Raw genomic sequence first — 6,605 nt, 5'->3', positions numbered from 1 at the left:
CTCGCGGCGGAGATATTCGTCTCCTTCTACGGCGCGCTGTTCCTGCAATCGGTGCGCAGCCAGGACAAGCGCCGGGTGATGGAGCTTGCCCAGGTCGACTTCCGCCGCCGCGCGGAACTTTACGGCATCCCGGTGAATTACCGTCCATTCGCCCTCGACGATATCCGCGCAGCGCTCGCCGGGGGCAAGCTGGTGCTGGTGCTGATCAGCGGCTTCCTGATGTTCGGCAAGAAGGTTCCGCACTGGGTGCTGGCGATCGGCGACGACGGCGACCATATCCTGATCCACGATCCCTGGGTCGAGGACGAGCGGCAGGAGACGATCCTTGATGCGGCCAATATTCCCGTGCCTTACGGCATCTTCATGAACATGGCGCAGTTCGGCCGTGACGGATTGCGTGCCGCCATCATTCTAGGGAAGCGCTGAAGACAATGACCTGGGTCATCCTTACCGGAAGGCAGAACGACCTCGACCAGGTGGCGACGCCGCACAAGATCATCACCAACCGTGATTATCTTGCCCATCCTTCGCTGTTTCGCGGCCAGCGGCCGAAGGTCATCAACCTGTCGAACAATTACGGCTACCAGAGCCGCGGCTACTATGCCTCGTTGCTCGCCGGTTCGCGCGGCCACAAGGTGATCCCGACGGTCGAGACCATGATCGACCTGTCGGAGCGCAAGCTCTACGAGCATGCGCTGCCCGAACTGGAGCTTGCGCTCAACAAATGCCGCAAGGATCTCGGCGGCGTTTTCCCGGCCAAGGTCGCCATCTTCTTCGGCATCGGCCCCTCCAAGGTGTGGGACCGTTTCGCCAAGCTGCTCTTCGACTGGTTCCGCGCGCCGGCGCTGGAGGTTCACATCAAGGACAGCGCCGAATGGGCCTCGATCCGCAAGATCGGCTTCCTGCCGCTGGCCCGCATGACCGATGATGAGGAAGCCTTCTTCCTGCAGTGCCTGGAGACCTACACCAACCGCGAATGGCGAGACACCAAGGGCCGCACCCCGGCGCGCTACACTTTCGCTACCCTGGTCGATCCGCATGAGGAATTGCCGCCGTCCGAGATTTCCTCGCTGCGTTACTGGGCGCGGATCGCCGAGAAGATGGGCGTCGAAATCGAGCCGATCACCAGGAAGGATCTGGCCAAGCTCGCCAACTACGACGCGCTGTTCATCCGCGAGACCACCTCGATCTCCAACCACACCTACCGCTTCGCCCGCCGGGCGCAACAGGAAGGCATGCCCGTCATCGACGATCCGCTGTCGATGATCCGCTGCACCAACAAGGTCTATCTGAACGAGCTGATGACCTACAACAAGGTGCCGGTGCCGCCGACCGTCATCATTGCCGGCACCTCGGATCTGGAGCTGGCAGCGCAGACGCTGGGCTTCCCGCTGGTGTTGAAGATCCCGGATTCCTCGTTTTCGCGCGGCGTCAAGAAATGCGGGAACCTCGAGGAACTGACCCGGCTCGCCACCGAATGGCTGGAGGATTCCGATCTCCTGATCGCGCAGAAATTCATCCCGACCGAATATGACTGGCGTGTCGGCGTGCTCGGCGGTCAGCCGCTGTTTGCCGTGCACTACCTGATGGCCAAGAAGCACTGGCAGATCGTCAACCACAAGGCCAATGGCAAGCCCGACCAGGGCGGCATCAAGACCTTCACGCTGAAGGAGACGCCGCATCATGTCGTCGAGACGGCGGTCAAGGCGGCGCGCTGCATCGGCGACGGCCTCTATGGCGTCGACCTCAAGGAGACCAAGGATGGCGTCTTCGTCATCGAGGTCAACGACAATCCCAATCTCGACCACGGCTGGGAGGATTCGGGCGAGAAGGACGAGGTCTGGGTGCGGCTGACGCAGTGGTTCCTGGACCGGCTGGAGCGGCCCGGGCGGTAGCGGCCGGGAACGGAATTGAGGAACTGGGGAACTGGGGAATTGAGGAACTGGGGAATTGAGGAACTGAAGAACTAGGGAAGTGAGGAACTGAGGAAGTTAGGACGGATGGCTGCGCTAGCCACTCAATTCTCCAGTTCCTCAATTCCTGTTCGCTCAAACTGGGGGAAAAGCATGCTGTTTTTCGTGATCGAGGATTTTCACGGCTGCGACCGCAAGGAGATCTACCGTCGCTTCCGCGACCGGGGCCGGCTGAAGCCGGATGAGCTTGTCGTCCACCACAGCTGGATCGCGGCAGATATGAGCCGCTGCTTCCTGTTGGTGGAAGCCGACGACGTCACGCTCCTGCAGCGTTGGGCCATCGAATGGAATGATCTGGTGGAGTTCGAGATCATTCCAGTCGCCACCAACAAGGACATGGTTGCGGCTTTGGCCGGGCATCTCTGACCGCAGCCATTTGCTTAATTTGGAGCGAACCGTCTAACCGCAGCTTAAGCCCATCATGCTACCCGCAGATATTGAGGGTTGCTTGGGGATTTTGAATAGATGATGAAGCTGTTTCAATCGGGAAGTTGCGGCCAGATACTATATTTCTGCCTGCTGCTTTTCCTTGTTGGATTCGATTTTGCCAAGGGCCCGATCGAGCATTTTCTGGTTGGAACAAAAGAGGGCATCCAGGATCAGGTCTACGCATCCAACGGCGCCAATATCGCCCAGAGCCAGAGGTCCTTTGTCGAAGGGTTGAAGACTCCCGATCAAGGCATGCATCCACAGCCGGAGTCGGTGCGAGAGCATGCCTCGGGCATGGTGGTTCAGGCGCTCGCCATGGAGGCAAAGAACTCCGCCATCGGAACGATCTACATCTCCATGCTCGTGGCGATGGGCTTCGCGACCATTGTTGCGATGATATGGATGGTGTTGGCGCGTGTGCGTGACATTGGCTGGCCAGCCACGGTGGGTTTCGGCGTTCTTGCTCCGAAACTGGCTGTCTCGGTTCTTCCGGGAAGCCTTCCGCCGCTTACCTTCGAGGTCCTGCAATACGGCTTCATCGCCGCGATCATACTGCTCGGGTTCGTGCCGGGCGGATTTGCCCATGGGCCTCGGGCCGAGCCGGTGAGGCAGGCCGTCGCAGCGGAACCGGCCCGGCGCATTCCAGGTCAATTCGGCCAAAGGATGCGACCGTAGGCTTACTACGGGGATGCTTGATCGGCGAAATTAGCCATAAGCGCCGGCGATCTGACGGCGCGCGCGCATTCCTCGATCAGCCAATCGCGGAATGCCGCCACAACGTCGCGCCGGGCGCTGCGCTCTGGGATCGTCAGGCAATAGGGCTGGCGCAGGTCCGCCGTGCGGAGGACCGGCCGAACCAGCCGGCCGTCTTCGAGCGCCTGGGCGCAGTAGATTCCCTGGGCGAGCGCCACGCCTAGCCCTGAAATGGCGAGGTCGAGCGCTGCCCGTGACGAGTTTGCCGACAGGCCGCGCCGCGCCGATCGGCCCGGATCGATCCCCGCCGCCTCGAACCAGTTGCGCCAGGACGGGAACGACGCGCCGGTCGGTCCCCAGTCCGTATGGATCAGCGGCAGGCCGGCGAGGCCGTCACGCTTCATCGCGCCGGTCAGCGCCGGCGCGCAGACGGGATAGACGGCGTCCCGGACGATGTCCTCGGTCGGGTGCTCGCGATAATGCGGACCGTAAGAGAGCCTGATGTCGATCAGCTCGCGGTCGAACGGCACCGGATCGTCGTCGCCCCTGAGCGAGATGTCGACGGCGCCGTGGCTGGCGACAAAGCCGGAGAGACGCTCGGAAAGCCAGCCCATCGCCATGGAAGGCGGCACCGACACGACGAGCCGGGGGCGGAATGCGCCGCCGCTGACCTCGCGCGAGACGCTGCCGATCTCCTGGAAGGCCATGGTCAACCTGGGCAGCATCTCCACGCCGGCTTCGGTCATCACGACGCGCCGGTTGACGCGATGGAACAGCTTGCGGCCCATCTGCGCCTCGACGGTGCGGATGAGCTGGCTGACCGCGGCCGCCGAGATCGACAGCTCTTCCGCAGCCGCGACAAAGCTCCCGGCGCGCGCCGCCGCCTCGAAGGCTTGCAGTCCTTTCAGTGAGGGTAGCGTGGCCACGGGCAATCCATAAGATAAGTTGAACTTATCTAGATTGCAGAAATCCTCATTTTTAGAAAGGTTTCTTTGTGGCTAATGTGCGTGAACAAAGTCGAGCAGCCGGAACGAACCATGGACCATCGCGACGTCATCGCATCGCTTACCAATGAGGAGCGCAGTCGCCTGACCGGCAAGTCGGACGGCCCGGGGCTCATTCAGCTCGCTGCCCATTTCGGCGCCATCCTGCTGCTCGGAGGCCTGATCGCCGCCAAGGTGCCGTTCTGGCCGTTGCTGATGCTACCGCAAGGCATATTGATCGTCTTCCTGTTCACGCTGCTGCATGAGACGGTGCATCGCACCGCCTTCGAGACGCAGTGGCTGAACGATGCCGTCGCGCGGCTGTGCAGCCTGGCGATCGTACTGCCCGCCGACTGGTTCCGCTATTTCCATTTCGCCCACCACCGCTTCACCCAGGATCCGGACAACGACCCGGAACTCGCCTTTCCGAAGCCCGAAACCCTGCGGCAATAAATCGTCCAAGTTTCGGGTCTCCCGGTATGGTGGGGCCACTTCAAGACGCTCTACACCAACGCGACTGGTGGTGGCCATGAGACCTACGTGCCCCCGAAGGGGCGTCCGAAGGTGCGCGCCGAGGCGCGCGCCATGATCGCCGTCTACGCCGCCGTGCTGTTGCTCGCGCTCTGGTTCAAGGCAACGGTGCTGCTTTACGTTTGGATCCTGCCGGCGCTGCTCGGACAGCCGTTCCTCAGGCTCTATCTGCTCGCCGAGCACGGCCGTTGCCCCTTCGTCGCCAACATGCTGGAGAACACCAGGACGACGCTGACCAACTGGTTGGTGCGCAAGCTTGCCTGGAACATGCCCTTCCATGCCGAGCATCACGCCTATCCCGGCGTGCCATTCCATCGGTTGCCGGAGTTCCACGGGCTGATCGAGCGCCATCTCAAGTTGATTGAGCCCGGCTATGTCAGCTTCCACGAAAAGTACATCGAGACGCTACGCTGAGCGTTCTCCATTCATCCGGACCGGCGCAGAGCCGTCCCCGTTCTCAGCAGCCGGTTGATCTCCGCCGCCGTCGACGGCACGCCGATCAGGTAGCCTTGCGCCTCGACGCAGCCGGCCTCGCGCAGCATGTCGAGCTGCGCTTCTGTCTCGACGCCTTCGGCGGTGACGGTGATGCCGAGTTGCGCGCCGAGCCCGATCACGGTGCGCACGATCGCCGCCGAGTCGCGGTTATCGATGTCGCGGATGAAGGAGCGGTCGATCTTTATCTTGTCGACCGGGAAGCGCCGGAGATAGCCCAGCGAGGAGTAACCGGTGCCGAAATCGTCGAGCGCGATGCGGATGCCGAGATCGCGCAGCTGGCCGAGCGTCTTCAGCACAGTGTCGCTCTCGTCCATCAGCACCGTTTCGGTGATTTCGAGCTCCAACCGGTCGGCCGGCACACCGGAGAAGGCCAGCGCCGCAATCACGCTGCGGGCAAAGGTGCCGCTCTTGATCTGCACGGCCGAGACGTTGACGGCGATGCGCATCGCATGCGGCCAGCCCGCTGCCGCCGTGCAGGCCTTCCGCAGCGCCCAGTCGCCCAATTGCACGATCAGCCCGGTTTCCTCGGCGGCCGGTATGAAATCATCGGGCGACACCCGGCCGCGCGTCGGCGAATGCCAGCGCATCAGGGCTTCAGCGCCGACGACCTCGCCGGAGGGGATGTTCATGATCGGCTGGAACTCCAGCTCGAACTCGTGCCGTGGCAGCGCTGCCTCGAGGTCGGTTTCGAGCACCTGCCGCGCCCGCACCATCGCATCCATGCCGGGCTCGAAGAACCGGTAGACGTTGCGGCCCTCGCTCTTGCCGCGATAAAGCGCCATGTCGGCATTCTTCAACAGCGTGTCGGCATCCTTGCCATCGTTGGGGTAGAGCGCGATGCCAAGGCTGATGCCGACATGCATGTCGCGGCTCTTGTCGCGATAGGGCTTGCCGATGCCTTCGACAATGCGCTTGGCCAGCCTTTCGGCGTCGTCGGCGCCCTTGACGTTGAACTGGATGATGGCGAATTCGTCGCCGCCGAAGCGGGCGACGACATCCGTTTCGTTGCGCAGGCAGCGCTGCAGCCGTTCGGCCACGCATTTGAGCAGCCAGTCACCGGCCGGGTGCCCAAAGGTGTCGTTGACCGCCTTGAAGCGGTCCAGGTCGAGCGAGAAGATCGCCATCGGCGCGACCGTCGCCTCGCTCAAGGCCTTGTCGAGGCGCTCGCGGAACATCGAACGGTTGGGCAGGTTGGTCAGCGTGTCATGATGCGCGAGATGGGTCATGCGCTCTTCGACAAGCTGGCGCTCGGTGACGTCGTCGAAAGTTGCCACCCAGCCGCCGCTCATCGGTCGTCGTGTGACCAAAAGCGTCCTGCCATCGCTAAGGTGGCGGTATGTCGAGTGTATTTTCGCCGCTTTCCGGCAGGCTTCTGTCTTGACGACTTCGCTATCGACATCGATCTTCGTATAGATGCCGAGCTCCACCAGCCGTTCGAGCGCGTCACGATGGGTCGTTCCCAGCGGGAAATCCGCGGCGGTCACGTTGTAGAGTTCCAGAA

At 62.5% G+C, this 6,605-nt stretch carries 6 protein-coding genes and 1 pseudogene; 5 read left to right on the top strand and 2 right to left on the bottom strand.

The features are described 5' to 3' along the window. The 4 genes from EOA33_RS19790 to EOA33_RS19775 all read left to right on the top strand — a co-directional run. Window positions 1-426 (top strand): peptidase C39 family protein (locus EOA33_RS19790; RefSeq protein ID WP_190234315.1); only part of this gene is annotated, 426 nt, incomplete at its 5' end. Between the two features lie 5 nt (window positions 427-431). Continuing rightward, the gene (locus EOA33_RS19785; protein ID WP_126055706.1) at window positions 432-1,895 is read left to right on the top strand and encodes a RimK family protein; all 1,464 of its coding nucleotides are present in this window, start codon (window positions 432-434) and stop codon (window positions 1,893-1,895) included. 105 nt (window positions 1,896-2,000) lie between these two features. Then, a complete protein-coding gene (locus EOA33_RS19780) occupies window positions 2,001-2,339 on the top strand; it encodes a DUF3303 family protein (protein ID WP_245455535.1) in 339 nt (112 codons plus the stop codon). Window positions 2,340-2,438: 99 nt separating this feature from the next. Next, the gene (locus EOA33_RS19775; RefSeq protein ID WP_126055705.1) at window positions 2,439-3,077 is read left to right on the top strand and encodes a hypothetical protein; all 639 of its coding nucleotides are present in this window, start codon (window positions 2,439-2,441) and stop codon (window positions 3,075-3,077) included. Between the two features lie 5 nt (window positions 3,078-3,082). Here EOA33_RS19775 and EOA33_RS19770 read toward each other — a convergent pair whose 3' ends face one another. Continuing rightward, on the bottom strand, window positions 3,083-4,021 hold the full coding sequence (locus EOA33_RS19770; RefSeq protein ID WP_127406354.1) for a LysR substrate-binding domain-containing protein: 939 nt from the start codon (window positions 4,019-4,021) through the stop codon (window positions 3,083-3,085). A gap of 111 nt (window positions 4,022-4,132) precedes the next feature. Here EOA33_RS19770 and EOA33_RS19765 point away from each other — a divergent pair. Then, window positions 4,133-5,023: pseudogene (locus EOA33_RS19765) on the top strand (fatty acid desaturase family protein). Window positions 5,024-5,034: 11 nt separating this feature from the next. Here EOA33_RS19765 and EOA33_RS19760 read toward each other — a convergent pair. After that, on the bottom strand, window positions 5,035-6,605 hold a 1,571-nt coding region (locus EOA33_RS19760; protein ID WP_127406353.1), incomplete at its 5' end, for an EAL domain-containing protein.

This window comes from Mesorhizobium sp. M4A.F.Ca.ET.050.02.1.1 (assembly GCF_003997725.1).
GTDB lineage: Bacteria > Pseudomonadota > Alphaproteobacteria > Rhizobiales > Rhizobiaceae > Mesorhizobium.
This window is presented reverse-complemented; position numbering and strand designations above follow the sequence as displayed.